Raw genomic sequence first — 17,204 nt, 5'->3', positions numbered from 1 at the left:
TTGATAGGAGGATATATTTATGAAGGCATATCGCTTTCCACTTATTTTATTATCTTCTATCCTAATTGGTGGTTTCATTGGTTATTTCATGGGTGCCGATGCAGTTGCTTTAAAGCCGCTTGGTGACATTTTCTTAAACTTAATGTTTACGATTGTTGTACCTCTAGTGTTCTTTAGCATCGCATCGTCTATTGCTAATATGGATGGATTAAAACGTTTCGGTAAAATTATGTCTAGTATGGCTGGGACTTTCTTATTTACAAGTATTTTAGCTGCTATTTTTATGATTATTGTTGTGAAAATATTCCCGCCAGCACAAGGTGTTGTACTAGAACTAACACAACCTGACAAAGCCGGCAAAGCTGTTAGTGTTGCAGATCAAATCGTCGGTATTTTAACAGTATCTGACTTCTCGAAGTTACTATCTCGTGAAAATATGTTAGCTCTTATTTTCTTCTCTATCTTAATGGGGATTGCAACTTCAGCAGTTGGCGAAAAAGGAAAGCCATTCGCTACATTCCTACAGGCTGGTGCAGAGATTTCAATGAAGGTTGTATCTTTCATTATGTACTACGCCCCAATCGGACTTGCTGCTTACTTCGCAGCATTAGTTGGTGAATTCGGACCACAACTTCTTGGAACTTACTTCCGAGCGGCAATGGTATACTATCCAGCTTCTCTAATTTATTTCTTTGTATTCTTCACATTCTATGCATACCTTGCAGGTCGCAAGCAAGGTGTACAAGTATTTTGGAAGAACATGGTCTCTCCTACAGTTACATCACTTGCAACTTGTAGTAGTGCCGCAAGTATTCCAGCGAACTTAGAAGCAACGAAGAAAATGGGTATTTCTTCAGACGTTCGTGAAACAGTTGTCCTTCTTGGTTCTACACTTCATAAAGACGGCTCTGTTTTAGGTGGCGTATTAAAAATTGCTTTCTTATTCGGTATTTTCAACATGGAATTCGAAGGGCCGAAAACATTAGCAATCGCACTTGTTGTTTCTTTATTAGTAGGAACAGTAATGGGTGCTATTCCAGGCGGTGGTATGATTGGTGAAATGTTAATCGTATCTCTATACGGTTTCCCGCCAGAAGCACTGCCAATTATCGCAGCAATTAGTACAATCATTGATCCACCTGCAACGATGTTAAACGTAACAGCAGATAACGCTTGTGCGGTAATGACAGCTCGCCTTGTAGAAGGTAAGAATTGGATCAAAAACAAATTTGCTTAATAGAAAGAGGATGCTCGTTTAGAGCATCCTCTTTTTGTCTTTATTTATTGATTAGTCGATACCACTCATTCTCTCTCGCCACAAATTTGTTAAAATCTTCACAAATATTCCACATCCATTATCCATTCTCCGTACTATAATCATGTATGGAAAAGGAGATGGAAACGATGACACAAAGCGCACCTGAATTTAAAGTTTTGCAAAGCATTGCATTTCTCGCTGTCGTTTTGCAAAGTTCCTTATTATATACAATGAATCAAGGAAATGTCTTACTTGAGCAATCCCTCATTATGGGCATGCTATTTAATCTTGCAAAATTCTCAGCACCAGCATTCATATTTATCGTTGGATTTCACTTAATTCGTCACTATACGAAGCAATTAGTATATAAAGAATATATTTCTGAAAAAGCGACACACTTACTCATTCCTTATTTCTTTTGGTCTATTCTTTACTTATTAACAACAAATGATCTTATTACATTACAAGGCGGAATAAAAAGTTTATTACTCGGAACAGCCGCGCCCCATCTTTGGTACGTTATTATGATGTTCCAAATTCACTTATTGTTCCCTTTACTATGCACACTTTTTTATTGGTTTCAAAAACGAACAGAAAATAAAAAAGACATATATAAATATATGACCTTTTTCGCTTGCCTATATTTTCTATTAATGTGGTTCTCTTCTCACTATATTTTTAATGGAGAAAAATTAACAAGTTCAACAATTTTACATTATACAGATCGATCATTTCTATTCTACTCATTCTATTTCGTTATGGGTGGCATTGCCGCTGTAGCACTAAAAACTTGGCGTCTATTCGTCATGAAACATATCCCGCTTATAACAATATTATTTTTCATCTTATTTTTATTCATCAATTATGAGTTGTTTAGTTTTTACGGAGCAAACTCTATTCATTTAACTGTTTCTACCTATTTAAAACCATCTATGTTTTTATATATCGTATGCGAAATTATCATACTGTATGTGTTATCTATTATGATAGTACAGCGTCGTGGTTTCTTATATAAAACGTTACGTTTCATTGGAAATTACACGTATGGTGCTTATTTAGCTCACTTATTCTTCTTGCAACTATGCACAAAGTTTCTTTCTTTATTCACACTGCAAGAAAATACTATATTATATAGCCTATTACTATTTGTGTTAACGGCTATTATCTCTATTTCAACAATGGTCATTTGTAGCACAATACCATTTCATACTTGGATTACAGGTCCTTCTCCTACAACAAAGATGAAATGGACGAAGGTTGTATTCCGAAAAAATCATAAAAAACTATTCAAGCCATATATTTGATATAATGATACGCATATAAAAAGAAAGCGAGAGACACCTATGATTAATCAAGTTGGACAAATTATGCTATATGTAAATAACCAAGACGAAACAGTACAATTTTGGACAGAAAAAGTAGGGTTCCAAATCATTGCGGAAGAAAATAACGGAAATGGCTTCCGCTGGATTGAAATTGCACCGGCGAAAGAAGCAGGAACAAGCATCGTCCTTCACGATAAAGCGTTAATCGCGAAGATGCAACCTGAACTAAACCTAAATACACCTTCACTTATGTTCTTCTCAAATGACTTAGACCGTCTATATAAAGATCTTTCTGAGAAAAATGTCACAGTTGGACAGGTTGTAGATTTACCTACTGGTAGAGCATTCAACTTTGCTGATAATGAAAATAATTACTTTGCAGTAATGGAACGTAAATAAAAAAATAAGCTATCCGAAAAAATCGGATAGCTTATTTCATCTTAAGAAACTTGTTCTACATTCGTTTCTTTATGCTGTATATGACTCATGATCCAAGCAATTCCACCGGCAACAACGAGATAACATAACAATATTAAAATTTGCATTTGTAATTGCGACCAATCTCCTAAAGAAATAACATCTTGTAATCCTCTAAGAGAATGAGACATTGGGAGAAACTGTCCAATTTTGCTAAGAACAGCTATGTTTAATTCTCCTGGGAAAGTACCTCCGCTCGTCGCTAATTGCAGGACAAGAAGGGTTACCGCTAAGAACTTTCCAACAAGACCAAATACTGTTACTAACATAAGAATAAATGTCATGAACGTAAAGGAAATAACAATACTTGATAAAACAAAGAGTGGCACACTTGCGACTTCTAATTTCATAACACCTAGCACAACTACATCTACGAGTAGCGCTTGAATAAGTCCAATTAAATATACCAATCCTAGTTTATTAATAAAATGTACCGTTCCGCTTACCTTCATATTTTGTCTGCGGCCAAGAGGTAAAATATTCGATGCCATAATTCCGCCAACATAAAATGCAAGTGATAAGAAATATGGCGCAATGCCTGAACCGTAGTTAGGAACGTCAGAAACTGTTGACTTCACTAACTGAACTGGCTCTGAGAACATCGTATTACGTGCATCATCATTACGAACATCCGCTATCTTCTCTGCGCCCTCTCCCAATTTCGTAGAAAGTTCTTTCGCACCATCATCAAGTTTAACAAGTCCATTTGTTAATTTACCAGCACCGTTATTCAGCTCCGTTCCACCACTCGCAAGCTGATTTACACCTTCTTGCAATGATGTAAACCCATTTCCCCACTTCGTAAATCCATCAGCCAAATTCGATGCACCATCTGCTATCTTTTTCGTTCCAGCAGTAGCTTCATTTAACTTAACTCCGAATGTATTCATGCCTTCTTCAATCTTATGTTGACCGTCAGCAATCTTCTTCGCACCTTGTGTCAATTGTTGTTGGCTATTATTTAAAGTATTTGTTGCTTTAGCTAGTCCATCAGACGTAGCAACAATTTTTTGAAAAGCGGGATCTTGCTGCACTTCTGGATGATTTTTCACGTACTCTTCTAATTGTTGTTTTACACTATTTGCCGCATTGTCCGCTTTCGCTTGCCCTTCAGCAAGTTTTTCATTTCCATTCACCCATTCATTTGTACCAGCACTTAATTCACTAATTCCTGATTGTAACGTTTTTTCACCTTGTGCTAGTAATTCCATACCACTATGAAGTGATGTCGCTCCTTGACTCAGCTCATTTGCTCCCCCGGTTAAAGCAGATTGACTGGATGCAAGCTTGTCACTTCCTTCTTTCAATTTCGATGTCCCATTACTTAAACGATCAATACCATCCGCAAGCTGATTCGCTCCATTTCTTGCATCGGTCGTTCCTTCATGTAACTTCTCAGCACCATTACTTGCATCACTCAACCCTTGTGCTAAGTCTTGAAACTTTGAAAAGACACCTTCTGTATAAGATTTCGTAATACTATTCGAGATTTTTGTTTTCATATTTTCAACAGCTGTCGTTCCAATTTGAGCTGCTACAAAGTTTTTACCTGGATTTACTTTGTACTGCAACTTTGCCGGCTCTGGTTTCTCATCCATAAGTGTACTTACCTTTTTAGAGAAATTCTCTGGAATCGTAACAACCATATAATATTTATCTTCTTTTAACCCTTCATCTGCATTTTTTTCTGATACGAAATGAAAAGCTAGTTCCTTATTCTCTTTTAAATTTTTAACAAAATCGTCTCCTGCATGAATTGTTTTTTCATCCATCATAGCACCCTTATCTAAGTTCACAACTGCAACAGGTAATTTATCTAACCTTCCGTACGGATCCCAATATCCAGCTAAAAAGAATCCTGAATAAATTAACGGAACGATTAATAAAAAAATTAAAGCGATACGTCCATGTTTATGGTGCCACATCGCTTTCCAATCTTTAAATATAAGTTGAATTCCCTTCATGAAACATACTCCTTCTCCGAATTTAACACCATTAGAATGGTTTAACAGATTTACTATACACGTCACTTTCCATACTGTATAATACATCTTTAATTATCAATTCATTCCTTTTGGTCTATAGAAAGGAGATTCGAAATGGAACTGCTCCAGTTAAAATACTTTCAGACAGTTGCACGACTAGAACATATGACAAAGGCAGCTGAAGAATTGCATATCGCGCAACCTTCACTCAGCAAAACAATCGCTAGACTCGAAAAGGATTTAGGCGTCCCTTTATTTGATCGCCAAGGCCGACAGATTACTTTAAATTCTTTCGGAAAAGTATTTTTAAAACGAGTAGAGCGTATTTTTCATGAATTAAGTGAAGGGGAACGAGAAATTAAAGATTTAGCCGAATTACAACAAAGCTCTATTACACTGGCCGTTTCTATTCCGAGAATATTACCAGAACTACTTGGCTCTTTTTTAATAGAACATCCTAACGTTCGATTTCAACAATTTCTTGCATCTACTCCTTCTATGAAACGACAACTAGATAATATAGAAATTGACTTTTGTATCTCCTCTGTGCCAATTGAAGGTGAGGAGATTGTTTGGGAACCACTTATTACAGAAGAAATTTTCTTAGTCGTCCCTTCAGGCCACCGTTTATCCGGCCGAGAAAATATCCACCTCCATGAAGTAAAGGACGAACCGTTCATTAGTATGAACACTGGCTACGGATTTCGGCACTTAACAGATGAATTTTGTAAAGAAGCTGGTTTCACTCCGCATATTGCTTTTGAAGTCGATGAACCGACCGTAATTAGCGACCTCATTAAGCAAGGTCTCGGCATCGCTTTTGTTCCAAGTTTAACTTTATTAAAAAACTCTACTTTAGCATCGAGCAAGTTGCGTATTATTGAACCCACTTGTCAGCGAACCATCGGATTAAGTTGGTCAAAAAAACGCTACTTATCAAAAACAGCTCAGCAATTCCGTGAATTCGTGATTGACTACTTCTCTAATATTAGGACATAAAATTATATGAACAAATAAAAGGTGCCACCCTCATATGGTGGCACCTTTTATTGTTCACTCTTTTTTAATTCCATTTCCGCTAAAAGCGGCAATACGTTATCAAAAATATGCGTATTATTATTTTCACCTGTTACATATCCACCGTAATATCTACTAAATACGTTGTCATTTCGGAATGTGGCCATATGATCATACAATTCCTTCGCAAACTTTGTATCACCTGTTTGTAGTACGTACAAAATCGTTAGTCCGTACGCGGCCGGCGATTCATAATTCACAGTTTGTTTTCCCGTTTCTAAATTGTAACGACCGTATAGCTTTCCATCCTCCTGGAACTTCTTCTTTATAAATTCCAAATAAGCAGCTGATGAAAGACCACCTAAACTTCGATGATATGCAACGTATGATTGGTCAATAAGATTCACTTCTTTATCGTACGTAAATGTACCATCTTCTTTATACTCTTTTGGGAATGCCCAGCCATGCCTTGGATAATCTGCTAAAAATTGAACGACTTCCTGATATTGCTGAGCAGAAACTTTGCCGTACTTCTTCATATAGGAGAATGCACGCGGATTTATGTATGATGTTGTTACAAAATTATTTTGTTTTCCTGCATCTGCATCATAATAATCAACATAATAATTATCTTTTTTATTATAACGAAGTACAGCATCACTTAATTGATCGGCAAGGTTTTTATAACGCTCTTCCTTATACATTTCATAAGCACGATATAATTGTTCTATAATACGAAGATCATCTATAAGTGCATTTGTAGCTGACTGCCTCTCTCCCTTTTCAGAGAGTTTCCATAAAACGATATGATTCTTATATATGAAATTATCTTGAATAACCTTTACTTGCTCATCAAATAACGCCTGATCATCTTTATCAAGTGTATACTGTAACCATAATCCCGCCGATTCTGATAAAGCTTCACGTCCCTTAGCTTCACCCGTACCTGCCTTAGTATCTACTAAACGATACGTGGCAAGTGTTCCATTGTCATTCACCATATGTCTTAAAATAAAATTTTCTGTACGGTTTCCTTGTAAAGCTGACCAAAATACAATTCCACCTAAAGCGATTAAGAAGATAACTCCAATCCCTATATATAAACGTTTCCGCAATCTTTTCACCTCCCTAGTAAGGCTAACCTTAATTTTATCAGAACATACATAAATTTAAAAAAGACAATCTATTAGATTGTCTCCCGCATTTCTATCCCCCGCAAACCTCTTTAGAAGGTTTATATAGCGATTGTACAAGTCGATCATATTCACGACGTGTAATTTCTTTATTATATAGCTTCAATAATAAATCTCTATGCTCTTTTGAAAATGCCATCTTTTTAATGACTTCAGGATACATAAAACACCCTCTCCATTTCACATAAACTTCTTGATTCCGAAAAAAAGAACTTATGTTCGCATAAAAGATTATAAAAGATTCCTGAGCAAAAAACAAACAAAACATGACCAACTATTTATTTCTTTCTATTCAAAATATTACAACATTATATTATCATATTCACTTTTTAAATACATATATATTTTTGGTAGTTTTTTTGAATAAATCTTCCAATTCAATCAGAAAATAATGGCAAAAAAGAAGAGGAGTTTACATATGGATACGGTAACATTAGCAAGAGCATTTTTTGGTTCTTCATTAGCATTCCACATTATCTTTGCAACACTTGGGGTCGGTCTTTCATTGATGATTTTTATAAGCGAAATACTCTATCACTGGAAGAAAGACTCCGACTATGCCATTATGGCGAAAAGATGGACAAAGGCGTTTGCTATTCTTCTCGGTGTAGCAATTCCAACTGGAACAATTGTTGGTGTGCAAATCTCACTTCTTTGGCCTGGTTTCGCCAAAATTGTTGGGCAAGTTATTTCTGTTCCCTTCCAAATTGAGATTTTTGCCTTCTTTTTGGAGGCTTTATTCATGTCGATTTACGTATATGCAGCTGATAAACTTCCTCCATTTATGAGATTAATCTCGCTATTTTTCGTCATGCTTGGTGCCACGGCATCCGCCGTGCTCATTACATCAGCAAATACATGGATGAATACACCAGCAGGCTTTTCAATGAATCCAGATGGATCTGTTTTTAACGTTGATCCTTGGAAAGCTTTCTTTAATCCGAGTTTTGGCACAAGTGCATTCCATGTCGTTATTACGGCTTATGCAACTGGTGCGGCTGTCATTGCTTCTATCGCTGGCTTTAAATTATTGAAGAAAAATTTAAGTACACGTGAAATTGCTTATCATAAAAAGGGGCTACTATTAGGGCTTGTCGTGACATTTATTACAGGCGCTACGATGTGGCTTTCAGGGCACGAATCGGCAATCGCCCTACATAAACACTCACCTGAAAAACTTGCATCTGCTGAAGCTTTATTTGAAACGACATCACACGCACCGCTATCCATTGGCGGGGTTGTGGATCCTAATACACTTGAACTAAACTATGCACTTGAAATCCCAAACATGCTTAGCTTATTAGTGGGACTAGACCCTAGCACTGTCGTAAAAGGTCTAAATGAATTCCCACAAGAAACATGGCCACCATTTTATACACATACACTGTTCAACTTAATGGTCGGCACTGCTGCGTTTACCTTTGCAGTTGCAGCAATTGTGCTCTTATATTGGTACTTCGTTTACCGAAAAAAGGGAACAGAACTACCGAAGTGGCTACTTTGGGGGGCTGCCGCATGCGGACCAATTATGATGCTCGGTATTGAATTCGGATGGATTTTCAGTTGTAGCGGTCGTCAACCATGGACAATTTATGGTATGCAACGTACCGTCGATGCATCTACACGCGCCGATTTCGTCGGTCCTTTATTTGTTTTGTTCATCATTTTATATATTGGACTCGCTATTTTAACAGTCATTGTTCTACGGACATTCTTTAGAAGACATCCATTAAAGAATGATTTACAACACCAAGGAGGCGATTCTCATGCATGAGGAAAGTATTGCAATCATCATCTTATGGGCCCTTATTTTCGTATACAGTATATTAGGGTCCATCGATTTTGGAGCTGGTTTTTGGGGCATGGTATACGCCAAACATCCAACTCTCGCTGCCAAACTTGCGAATCGGTACTTATCACCCACTTGGGAAGTAACAAATACGTTTCTTGTTTTCGTCGTTGTCGCATTTCTCGGCTTCTTTCCGAAAGCGGCCTTTACTCTTGCGACAGTAATGTTCGTACCAGTTATGTTAATTTTAGTGCTCGTTGCAGTACGTAGTACGTTTATGGTATTTGCTTACTCCTTACCAAAATATCAGTACCTTCTTCGGGTTATTTCAGGTATTACTGGTCTCTTAATTCCAGCACTATTAATTACCGTTTTACCCGTTACAGAGGGAGCCTATATTACAATGTCTGAAGGAAAAGAAGTACTCCTGTATGGAAAACTTCTTTCTAGCCCGGTTATCTACTGTTATATGCTCTTCGGACTAACGTCTGAACTGTTTCTCTCCTCTCTCTTTCTCGCTGATTTTGCGAGAGAACAAAGTTCAGAAGATACGTATAGAATTTATAGAAGAAATGCCATCATCCTTGGTCCTGCAACACTCGTTACAGCGATCATCGCTCTCGTTGTAATGGATCCAGAAACACATTGGCTTATGCAAGGATTAATAAAGCAATTCCCGTGGTTTACAGTTTCTATTGTTTTATTCGTTATCGGATACTCGTCCCTTTGGTGGACAAACAAAAAATACAATACACTAGGATACCCTCGCATTGCCGTTTTAGCTGTCGTCGCTCAATATGCATTTGCAAGCTACGCTTACGGCGTCGCCCATTTACCGTATATTATTTATCCTGACGTAACTGTATTTACAAGCTTTACAACGACAGAAACGTTCTATGCACTGCTCATTCTATACGCAATTGGGATTGCAATTTTATTACCAGGATTTATTTTCTTCTGGAATTTATTCTTGAAGGATCGTACTTTTTTGAAGGAAAAATAATATAGTCTTGGAGTCTGTCCCAAAAGGCATTTTGGAATAGACTCCTTTTGTCATGTTTTGTCGATAAGTCGATATATTTTAAAAATCGCCAATATATTTCAATAATCGCTGATATATTTTAAGTTGCGCCAATATATCTCCATAATTGCCCATATAAATTTCATTTACTATTTTACTGCCCCAATAATTTATAGATTCCTCTCATAATAGTTATTTCACTATTCGTGACACTTGTCCTTTAGCATGAAAAACACATATTCGGTTCATCTCGTTATACGTCTAGTTCTTCTTATTTTTCGCTGAATATACTACCAATATAAACTTGAGACAAGCTACATCTGTTCAAGGGAAAATAGAAAGGTAGGCAAAATATGAGCATTGAAATATGGATTACTATTATTGTATTCTTCTTAACGATGATTGTTATCTTTTGGCGGCCTCGCGGTTTAAATGAGGCGTGGCCAGCAGCAATTGGTGCTGGCATTATCCTAATCACTGGACTTGTGTCAAAACCAGACGTCATAGATATTGTTAGTAAAATAGGAGGGGCCTCCATAACAATATTAGCAACTATTGTTATGGCAGTTATATTAGAAAGCTTCGGCTTCTTCCATTGGTCCGCAGCGAAACTGGCAAATCTAGCGAAAGGTTCTGGACGCCGTCTATACTGGTATATTCAATTATTATGTTTTCTTATGACTCTTTTATTTAATAACGACGGTAGTATTTTAATTACAACTCCCATTTTAATTCTTCTTCTAAAAAACCTTCAATTAAAACCACATCAACAAATTCCTTATTTATTAAGCGGAGCTTTAATCGCTACCGCATCTAGTGCACCAATTGGTGTAAGTAATATCGTAAACTTAATTGCATTAAATATCGTTAATATGACTCTTTATATGCATACTGCTATGATGTTTGTACCTGCAACATTAGGCTTATTATTTATGTCATGGCTCATGTATACAGTTTTGAAGAAAAAACTTCCGAAAAAATTACCTGTTTCTTCATATGATATTGAAGAAATTTTCTTCACGAAAAACTTCCATCCACTAAAAGGAAATAATTCTGTTGATACGAAACAAAAACGGACAAGATTCATGTTAAAAGTATTAGGTTTCGTCTTCCTGATGCGCTGTCTTCTATTCGTTGCATCCTTCTTATCCATCCCAATTGAAATCGTTGCAGTACTTGGTTCACTCGTTCTTCTCATTTGGAGATGGTACTACTTACGAACAAATCCTGTCGACATTTTGAAAAAGACACCGTGGCACATTTTAATTTTCGCCTTCTCTATGTACGTCATTATTTACGGACTCCACAACGCAGGATTAACAGCTGCACTTGTACAATGGCTCGAGCCAATTGTGAATCAGCATCTACTCTATGCTAGCTTTGCAATGGGCGGACTTGTATCCATCCTCTCTAACGTCTTCAATAACCATCCTGCCCTTATGATTGGTACAATCACATTAACAGAAATGGGACTAGATCCAGTCACATTAAAAACAATCTATCTTGCAAACATCATTGGTAGTGACATCGGTTCACTATTACTACCAATTGGTACACTAGCTTCACTCATTTGGATGTATATTCTGAAACAAAACAAAATTAAAGTAAAATGGAAAGACTATTTAAGTGTATCCCTTATCGTTATCCCGCTCACAACAGTCGTCACACTATTCCTCTTATTCTACTGGGTACATCTCTTCTTTGCCTTATAAACAACAGAAGCCCCATTTGCTACCGTCTTAGCAAATGGGGCTTCTTCTATAATAAAGTTAGGTACTACAGTGTGATCAATCAAGTAAAGAGGTGTAACATATTATTGATATAAATGACTACCAGCTTCTTTAAATTCTTCTGCTTTCTCTTTCATTCCTTTTTCAATTGCTTCTGTCGTTTCTAAATCATTTTCTTTTGCATACTCACGAATATCATGCGAAATTCTCATACTACAAAACTTCGGTCCACACATTGAACAGAAGTGAGCTGTCTTTGCCCCTTCTGCAGGCAACGTTTCATCATGATATTCCATCGCACGTTCAGGATCTAAAGATAAATTAAATTGATCGCGCCAACGGAATTCGAAGCGTGCTTTTGAAAGTGCATCATCACGCTGATGAGCCGTTTTATGTCCTTTCGCAAGATCAGCCGCATGCGCTGCAATTTTATACGTAATAACACCCGTGCGTACATCATCTTTGTTTGGCAAACCTAAATGTTCTTTCGGCGTTACATAACAAAGCATCGCTGTTCCAAACCAGCCAATCATCGCAGCTCCAATTGCAGATGTAATATGGTCATAACCTGGTGCAATATCTGTCGTTAGCGGCCCAAGTGTGTAAAACGGCGCGCCCTGACAAACATCAAGCTCTTTCTCCATATTCTCTTTAATTAAGTGCATCGGTACGTGTCCAGGTCCTTCAATCATAACTTGCACATCATGTTTCCAAGCAATTTTGGTTAATTCGCCAAGTGTTTCAAGCTCAGAAAACTGTGCTTCGTCATTTGCATCTGCAATAGACCCTGGACGTAATCCATCTCCAAGAGAGAACGAAACATCGTACTGCTTCATAATTTCACAAATCTCTTCAAAGTGAGTATATAGGAAGTTTTCTTTATGATGGAATAAACACCACTGCGCCATAATCGAACCACCGCGCGAAACGATACCTGTCGTACGCTTTGCCGTGATTGGAATGTAACGAAGCAATACACCAGCGTGAATCGTAAAGTAATCAACGCCTTGCTCCGCCTGCTCAATTAACGTATCACGATATACTTCCCACGTTAAATCTTCTGCAATTCCGTTTACCTTTTCAAGCGCTTGATAGATCGGTACAGTTCCAACTGGTACAGGTGCGTTACGAATAATCCACTCACGCGTCGTATGAATATTTTTACCTGTAGATAAATCCATAATCGTATCTGCACCCCAGCGCGTTGCCCATGTCATCTTCTCTACTTCTTCTGCAATCGAAGAAGATACAGCTGAGTTTCCGATATTCGCATTTACCTTCACATGAAAATTACGCCCGATGATCATCGGTTCAGCTTCTGGATGATTAATATTCGCTGGTAAAATAGCGCGGCCTTCTGCGATTTCCTTACGAACAAACTCCGGCTCTACCCCTTCACGAATCGCAACATACTCCATCTCAGACGTAATAATGCCATTACGTGCATAGTGCATTTGCGTAACGTTTGCACCTTGCTTTGCTCTAAGTGGCTTGCGATTCATCTGCGGGAAAACAGGTGTATGTTTCGAAGCCACTTTCACACCGTCATCCTCTGGTTTCACTTCACGCCCTTCGTATGCTTCTACATCACCACGCCCCATAATCCAAGAATGGCGCGGCGTTGGAATCCCCTTTTCTAACTCCACTTTATACTCAGGATCCGTATAAGGGCCGCTCGTATCATACACACGAATTGGCGGATTTGGAACGCCATTTGTTTCGCTTTGTTCAATCTCACGCATCGGTACTTTCATGCCTTCTCGTGGCCCATCCACATATACTTTCTTACTCCCTGGTAAACTCGATTTCAATTCAATTTGCTCAGCTGAAACAGATTGTTTCATAATTTTTGTTGCCCCCCTGTACGTGACAAGGACGAGATATGGCCAGCGTATGCCAAAATAAAAAGAGCCAGGTCCATAAAAAAATAAGGACCTGGCTCATAAAGACATCATTATGTAAAGCCGTTAACTTCCCTACGCTGGTACGAGCCAGATCAGGTCCAAAGGGTTAAGAAGTTCACGCGCTTCTCTCTCAGCCTACGCATACGTTAGGCACCCCTAGTTTATCACTGATTTAATTTTCAATACTTTCCCATCATACACCATAATCTGAAAAATTCAAAGCTTATTTCTTTTGCTCTTTACGGAATCATCCACGTTAAATAATACGCCTGCACATACGTCATAATACCAACAATAATTACGAAGAATAAGCTATGCTTCACTGTAAAACGGAACAAATCCGATTCTTTTCCAGCAAGACCAACCGCTGCACAAGCGATCGCAATCGACTGCGGGGAAATCATTTTACCTGTTACACCGCCTGTTGTATTTGCTGCAACGAGAAGCACTTCAGATACGCCGACTTGCTGCGCTGTAATGGCTTGTAAATTTGAGAACAGTGCATTTGCAGACGTATCAGACCCTGTTAGGAATACGCCAATCCAGCCTAAGAATGGTGAGAAGAACGGGAATAGGCCGCCAGTTCCGGCTAATGCTAACGCTAACGTAGAAGATAGACCAGAATAGTTTGCGATAAATGCAAACCCTAGTACGAATCCGATAGATAGAATTGGCATTTTTAATTCGCTTAACGTTTCTTTAAATGTCACTACTGCATCTTTTACATTCATTTTCAAAATAAACATGGAAATGATACAAGCAATTAAAATCGCCGTTCCGGTTGCTGATAATACATCAAACTTCAAAATTGCCTCGTAAGGCGTTGATTTATTTACAATCGGCTCTGCTTTCATTACTAGATTATGCAGACCTGGAATTTCAAACTTAAATACAAGACTTGCTAAAGCCCCTCCTGGAGCGAATAATGCCTTAAAGAAACTTTGGCTCCAAATGACTACCATAACCGTTAATACGATAAATGGAGACCATGCCTTCACTACTTTTCCAAACGTTAATTTCGGCATCGATGCTACTGTCGTTGTTGCTGCTACTTCACTATTTGCTTGCCCGGATTGATAAATTTCTTTCGGCTGCCAAACTTTTAAGAACAGCGCTAAACTAATTAAACTTACAAGTGCCGATGTAATATCCGGAAGTTCTGGTCCTAAAAATGTCGCTGTAATGAACTGCGTAATCGCAAATGAACTACCCGCTACAAATAACGCAGGCCACGTTTGTCGTATCCCCTTAAATCCATCCATTAAAAATACGATAAAGAATGGCACAAATAATGATAGGAACGGTAATTGATGCCCAGCCATTTGTCCAATTTTATGTGGATCAATACCTGTTACTTGTCCAGCAACTGTAATCGGAATTCCCATCGCTCCGAACGCCACTGGTGCAGTATTTGCAATCAAACAAAGACCTGCTGCGTATAAAGGATTTAACCCAAGCCCCGCAAGAAGTGCTGCTGTAATCGCTACTGGTGCCCCAAATCCTGCCGCTCCTTCTAAAAATGCTCCAAATGAAAATCCAATTAAAATAACGAGTAGACGATGATCGTTCGTAATCGATAATACCGATGCACGAATCACATCGAATTGACCTGTTTTCACAGAAATTTTATATAAAAATACCGACATAATGATAATCCAAGCAATTGGCCATAATCCGTATAAGAAACCATATCCGGTCGCTGCCATTGCCATCGTGAACGGCATTTTATAAGCGAATAACGCTACTAAAACTGTAAGTACAACTGTAATAAATCCTGCCACATACCCTTTCATGCGGAAAACTGCTAAAGCTAAGAAAAAAAAGATAATCGGAATAAGTGCTACCGCTGCCGAAATCCAAATGTTTCCGAATGGATCATAAACTTGTGTCCATGTGTTCATTGTTCTCTCCCCCTAAAGAATCCCCTTTTAAATAGAATAACCTCATCAATAGACTATCAGGTCATCATACCTTTAAGTCTAAAATAAAAAAACGTTTAAGAAAACGTTTTCAACAACTTTCATTTATACTGTACCATAACAATTTCCATTAAAAAAGATTTTTTTGAAAATTTTATCATTTGACGAAAAAATCTTACAAAATCGTCATGTTCCTGTAATGTTCATCGATAGAAAGCTTGCAAAATTTATTGCATAATAATAGTATAACAACGGACATTATTTATGAGGTGATATATATGAATGGAAACAAAATATTAGCTGCTTTATCGTACTTTAGTGTACTATTTGCCCCTATCTTATTCCCAATTATCGTTTGGATTGTGGGGGACGCTGAAACAAAGCCACATGCAAAACGTGCTCTATGGACACACATTATTCCAAGTATTGCTACATTTATCGGCGTAGCCATTTTAGGAATTATGGGCATGGGATCTGACCAAGCAGATGTAACACTTGGAATTGGATCAATGATTGTCTTAGCTATTTGCGGAATCATCAGCTTATACTACTTCATCTGGAACATTGTAAAAGGAATTAAAGTACTGAAAGCTTAATTTTAAACAAACGTTTGTTTAAAAAAGGACCCTTGCAAATTGCAAGGGTCCTTTTCCTAATTCGTTCACTTTATCTTCTGCGTTTCTTCTTTTTTCTCATCATTTTCTTTCGGCGTGTATTCACTTTATCCGCTATAATGTGAAGCGTACTTGCCACAACAATTCCCATTAAGAACGTTACAATTTCAACCTCATGTTTCTTCGCAATTTCTATTAAATTACCATCCAGTGCGATTACATTTAATAGAAATAAAAATGGAGAAAAGACGATTAACATGTACGCAATACGAATCACATCACCAAGTATAATCGTATGCGTAAAGAAAGATCGATGCGGCATTACTTTTTTATAAGGATACCAAAATATACGTAAGAAACCCCATTTGTTATAAGCATTACTGTACGTATCTAAATCTGGTGTTAAAAATGAAGTACCTACTAAAAAACCAATTGCAAAAGTTAATAAAAAATCAAAATTTGTTAATCCATACGAAAAGAGAAAAAACAAAACAACCGGAAGGGATATTAAGTTTATTTTCGTATGCGTTCTTCCTGATGGCATAATGCACTTCCTCGCTTACGTTCGTCCTGTCACCTTATGACAGGTTTCACCTATTGACCTAATTTCTGATCGATAAATGTTGTGTCTATATCCGAACCAAACCATTCTGCCAACTTCACTCGTGCCTTATCTTTCACATCTTCATTGACGTATAACGACACCTGTATTAGTGCGGCCGTTAACGCCCCTAAATCATCCGTATAGCCAATTCCAGCAATGAAATCTGGAATCGCATCAATCGGTGCAATAAAATAAGCAAGTGCTCCAATTACAATAATTTTCACTCGTTTTGGAACATCTGGTCTTTGCAAAACGTAAAACAGTAATAAACTTGCATAAATGACCGACTGCCCTGCTTGCTTTGCAACATGTTTTACTTTCTTCCAAAACGCTTCAACTGAAAATTTTTGTTTCATGTAAAAAGCCTC

At 37.7% G+C, this 17,204-nt stretch carries 15 protein-coding genes and 1 riboswitch; of the genes, 8 read left to right on the top strand and 7 right to left on the bottom strand.

Translation table 11 applies throughout. From position 1 onward, the window contains the following. Positions 1–19 precede the first annotated feature (19 nt). The 3 genes from IQ781_RS17000 to IQ781_RS16990 all read left to right on the top strand — a co-directional run bounded on the left by IQ781_RS17000 (position 20) and on the right by IQ781_RS16990 (position 2,982). Positions 20–1,237, top strand: coding sequence for a dicarboxylate/amino acid:cation symporter (locus IQ781_RS17000; RefSeq protein WP_000649362.1), 1,218 nt, complete (start codon positions 20–22; stop codon positions 1,235–1,237). Between the two features lie 167 nt (positions 1,238–1,404). Then, positions 1,405–2,562 (top strand): acyltransferase, encoded by a 1,158-nt coding sequence (locus IQ781_RS16995; protein ID WP_000194332.1) that lies wholly within the window; start codon positions 1,405–1,407, stop codon positions 2,560–2,562. A gap of 39 nt (positions 2,563–2,601) precedes the next feature. After that, positions 2,602–2,982, top strand: coding sequence for a VOC family protein (locus tag IQ781_RS16990; RefSeq protein ID WP_000610162.1), 381 nt, complete (start codon positions 2,602–2,604; stop codon positions 2,980–2,982). Positions 2,983–3,023: 41 nt separating this feature from the next. On the opposite strand, the gene IQ781_RS16985 is transcribed toward IQ781_RS16990, so the two are convergent. Beyond that, positions 3,024–5,024: a YhgE/Pip domain-containing protein gene (locus IQ781_RS16985; RefSeq protein WP_242808140.1), complete on the bottom strand. Its 2,001-nt coding sequence runs from the start codon at positions 5,022–5,024 to the stop codon at positions 3,024–3,026. 135 nt (positions 5,025–5,159) lie between these two features. On the opposite strand from IQ781_RS16985, the gene IQ781_RS16980 reads away from it, so the two are divergent. Continuing rightward, on the top strand, positions 5,160–6,044 hold the full coding sequence (locus IQ781_RS16980; protein WP_000421923.1) for a LysR family transcriptional regulator: 885 nt from the start codon (positions 5,160–5,162) through the stop codon (positions 6,042–6,044). Positions 6,045–6,091: 47 nt separating this feature from the next. On the opposite strand, the gene IQ781_RS16975 is transcribed toward IQ781_RS16980, so the two are convergent. Both IQ781_RS16975 and IQ781_RS16970 read right to left on the bottom strand, forming a co-directional pair. Beyond that, positions 6,092–7,177, bottom strand: coding sequence for a hypothetical protein (locus IQ781_RS16975; RefSeq protein ID WP_001231662.1), 1,086 nt, complete (start codon positions 7,175–7,177; stop codon positions 6,092–6,094). Between the two features lie 91 nt (positions 7,178–7,268). Beyond that, a complete protein-coding gene (locus IQ781_RS16970) occupies positions 7,269–7,418 on the bottom strand; it encodes a hypothetical protein (protein ID WP_000283180.1) in 150 nt (49 codons plus the stop codon). Between the two features lie 255 nt (positions 7,419–7,673). Here IQ781_RS16970 and cydA point away from each other — a divergent pair, with 255 nt between their 5' ends. The 3 genes from cydA (at position 7,674) to IQ781_RS16955 (ending at position 11,777) form a co-directional block, all read left to right on the top strand. Continuing rightward, entirely contained in the window at positions 7,674–9,029 is a 1,356-nt protein-coding gene (cydA, locus tag IQ781_RS16965) for a cytochrome ubiquinol oxidase subunit I (protein WP_050292775.1), read from the top strand. Continuing rightward, entirely contained in the window at positions 9,022–10,047 is a 1,026-nt protein-coding gene (locus IQ781_RS16960; protein ID WP_000544187.1) for a cytochrome d ubiquinol oxidase subunit II, read from the top strand. The genes cydA and IQ781_RS16960 overlap by 8 nt, the downstream gene beginning before the upstream one ends. Positions 10,048–10,418: 371 nt before the next feature. Next, positions 10,419–11,777 carry an arsenic transporter gene (locus IQ781_RS16955; RefSeq protein WP_000021127.1) on the top strand — a complete coding sequence of 453 codons (1,359 nt, stop codon included), beginning with the start codon at positions 10,419–10,421 and terminating at the stop codon, positions 11,775–11,777. 101 nt (positions 11,778–11,878) lie between these two features. On the opposite strand, the gene thiC is transcribed toward IQ781_RS16955, so the two are convergent. Together thiC and lldP are read right to left on the bottom strand one after the other, a co-directional pair. Further along, complete coding sequence (thiC, locus tag IQ781_RS16950) at positions 11,879–13,639, bottom strand: phosphomethylpyrimidine synthase ThiC (RefSeq protein WP_050252075.1); 1,761 nt, start codon at positions 13,637–13,639, stop codon at positions 11,879–11,881. 112 nt (positions 13,640–13,751) lie between these two features. After that, positions 13,752–13,867: riboswitch (TPP riboswitch) on the bottom strand. Positions 13,868–13,938: 71 nt separating this feature from the next. Beyond that, positions 13,939–15,600 (bottom strand): L-lactate permease, encoded by a 1,662-nt coding sequence (gene lldP / locus IQ781_RS16945; RefSeq protein ID WP_016125704.1) that lies wholly within the window; start codon positions 15,598–15,600, stop codon positions 13,939–13,941. 296 nt (positions 15,601–15,896) lie between these two features. Between lldP and IQ781_RS16940 the strand changes: the two genes are divergently transcribed. Next, the gene (locus IQ781_RS16940; RefSeq protein WP_001014096.1) at positions 15,897–16,214 is read left to right on the top strand and encodes a magnetosome magnetite crystal formation protein family; all 318 of its coding nucleotides are present in this window, start codon (positions 15,897–15,899) and stop codon (positions 16,212–16,214) included. A gap of 70 nt (positions 16,215–16,284) precedes the next feature. On the opposite strand, the gene IQ781_RS16935 is transcribed toward IQ781_RS16940, so the two are convergent. After that, complete coding sequence (locus IQ781_RS16935) at positions 16,285–16,776, bottom strand: metal-binding protein (RefSeq protein ID WP_001139056.1); 492 nt, start codon at positions 16,774–16,776, stop codon at positions 16,285–16,287. Between the two features lie 50 nt (positions 16,777–16,826). Further along, positions 16,827–17,192, bottom strand: a complete 366-nt coding sequence (locus IQ781_RS16930; RefSeq protein ID WP_000810369.1) for a YkvA family protein — start codon at positions 17,190–17,192, stop codon at positions 16,827–16,829. Positions 17,193–17,204 lie beyond the last annotated feature (12 nt).

The sequence above is a fragment of the Bacillus sp. N447-1 genome (assembly GCF_022701035.1).
GTDB lineage: Bacteria > Bacillota > Bacilli > Bacillales > Bacillaceae_G > Bacillus_A > Bacillus_A cereus.
This window is presented reverse-complemented; position numbering and strand designations above follow the sequence as displayed.

Excerpts from the sequence above, each read along its gene's own strand:
- IQ781_RS17000 (WP_000649362.1), top strand. The coding sequence starts at position 20 with ATGAAGGCATATCGCTTTCCACTTATTTTATTATCTTCTATCCTAATT.
- IQ781_RS16995 (WP_000194332.1), top strand. The coding sequence starts at position 1,405 with ATGACACAAAGCGCACCTGAATTTAAAGTTTTGCAAAGCATTGCATTT.
- IQ781_RS16990 (WP_000610162.1), top strand. The coding sequence starts at position 2,602 with ATGATTAATCAAGTTGGACAAATTATGCTATATGTAAATAACCAAGAC.
- IQ781_RS16985 (WP_242808140.1), bottom strand. The coding sequence starts at position 5,024 with ATGAAGGGAATTCAACTTATATTTAAAGATTGGAAAGCGATGTGGCAC.
- IQ781_RS16980 (WP_000421923.1), top strand. The coding sequence starts at position 5,160 with ATGGAACTGCTCCAGTTAAAATACTTTCAGACAGTTGCACGACTAGAA.
- IQ781_RS16970 (WP_000283180.1), bottom strand. The coding sequence starts at position 7,418 with ATGTATCCTGAAGTCATTAAAAAGATGGCATTTTCAAAAGAGCATAGA.
- cydA (WP_050292775.1), top strand. The coding sequence starts at position 7,674 with ATGGATACGGTAACATTAGCAAGAGCATTTTTTGGTTCTTCATTAGCA.
- IQ781_RS16960 (WP_000544187.1), top strand. The coding sequence starts at position 9,022 with ATGCATGAGGAAAGTATTGCAATCATCATCTTATGGGCCCTTATTTTC.
- IQ781_RS16955 (WP_000021127.1), top strand. The coding sequence starts at position 10,419 with ATGAGCATTGAAATATGGATTACTATTATTGTATTCTTCTTAACGATG.
- thiC (WP_050252075.1), bottom strand. The coding sequence starts at position 13,639 with ATGAAACAATCTGTTTCAGCTGAGCAAATTGAATTGAAATCGAGTTTA.
- lldP (WP_016125704.1), bottom strand. The coding sequence starts at position 15,600 with ATGAACACATGGACACAAGTTTATGATCCATTCGGAAACATTTGGATT.
- IQ781_RS16940 (WP_001014096.1), top strand. The coding sequence starts at position 15,897 with ATGAATGGAAACAAAATATTAGCTGCTTTATCGTACTTTAGTGTACTA.
- IQ781_RS16935 (WP_001139056.1), bottom strand. The coding sequence starts at position 16,776 with ATGCCATCAGGAAGAACGCATACGAAAATAAACTTAATATCCCTTCCG.
- IQ781_RS16930 (WP_000810369.1), bottom strand. The coding sequence starts at position 17,192 with ATGAAACAAAAATTTTCAGTTGAAGCGTTTTGGAAGAAAGTAAAACAT.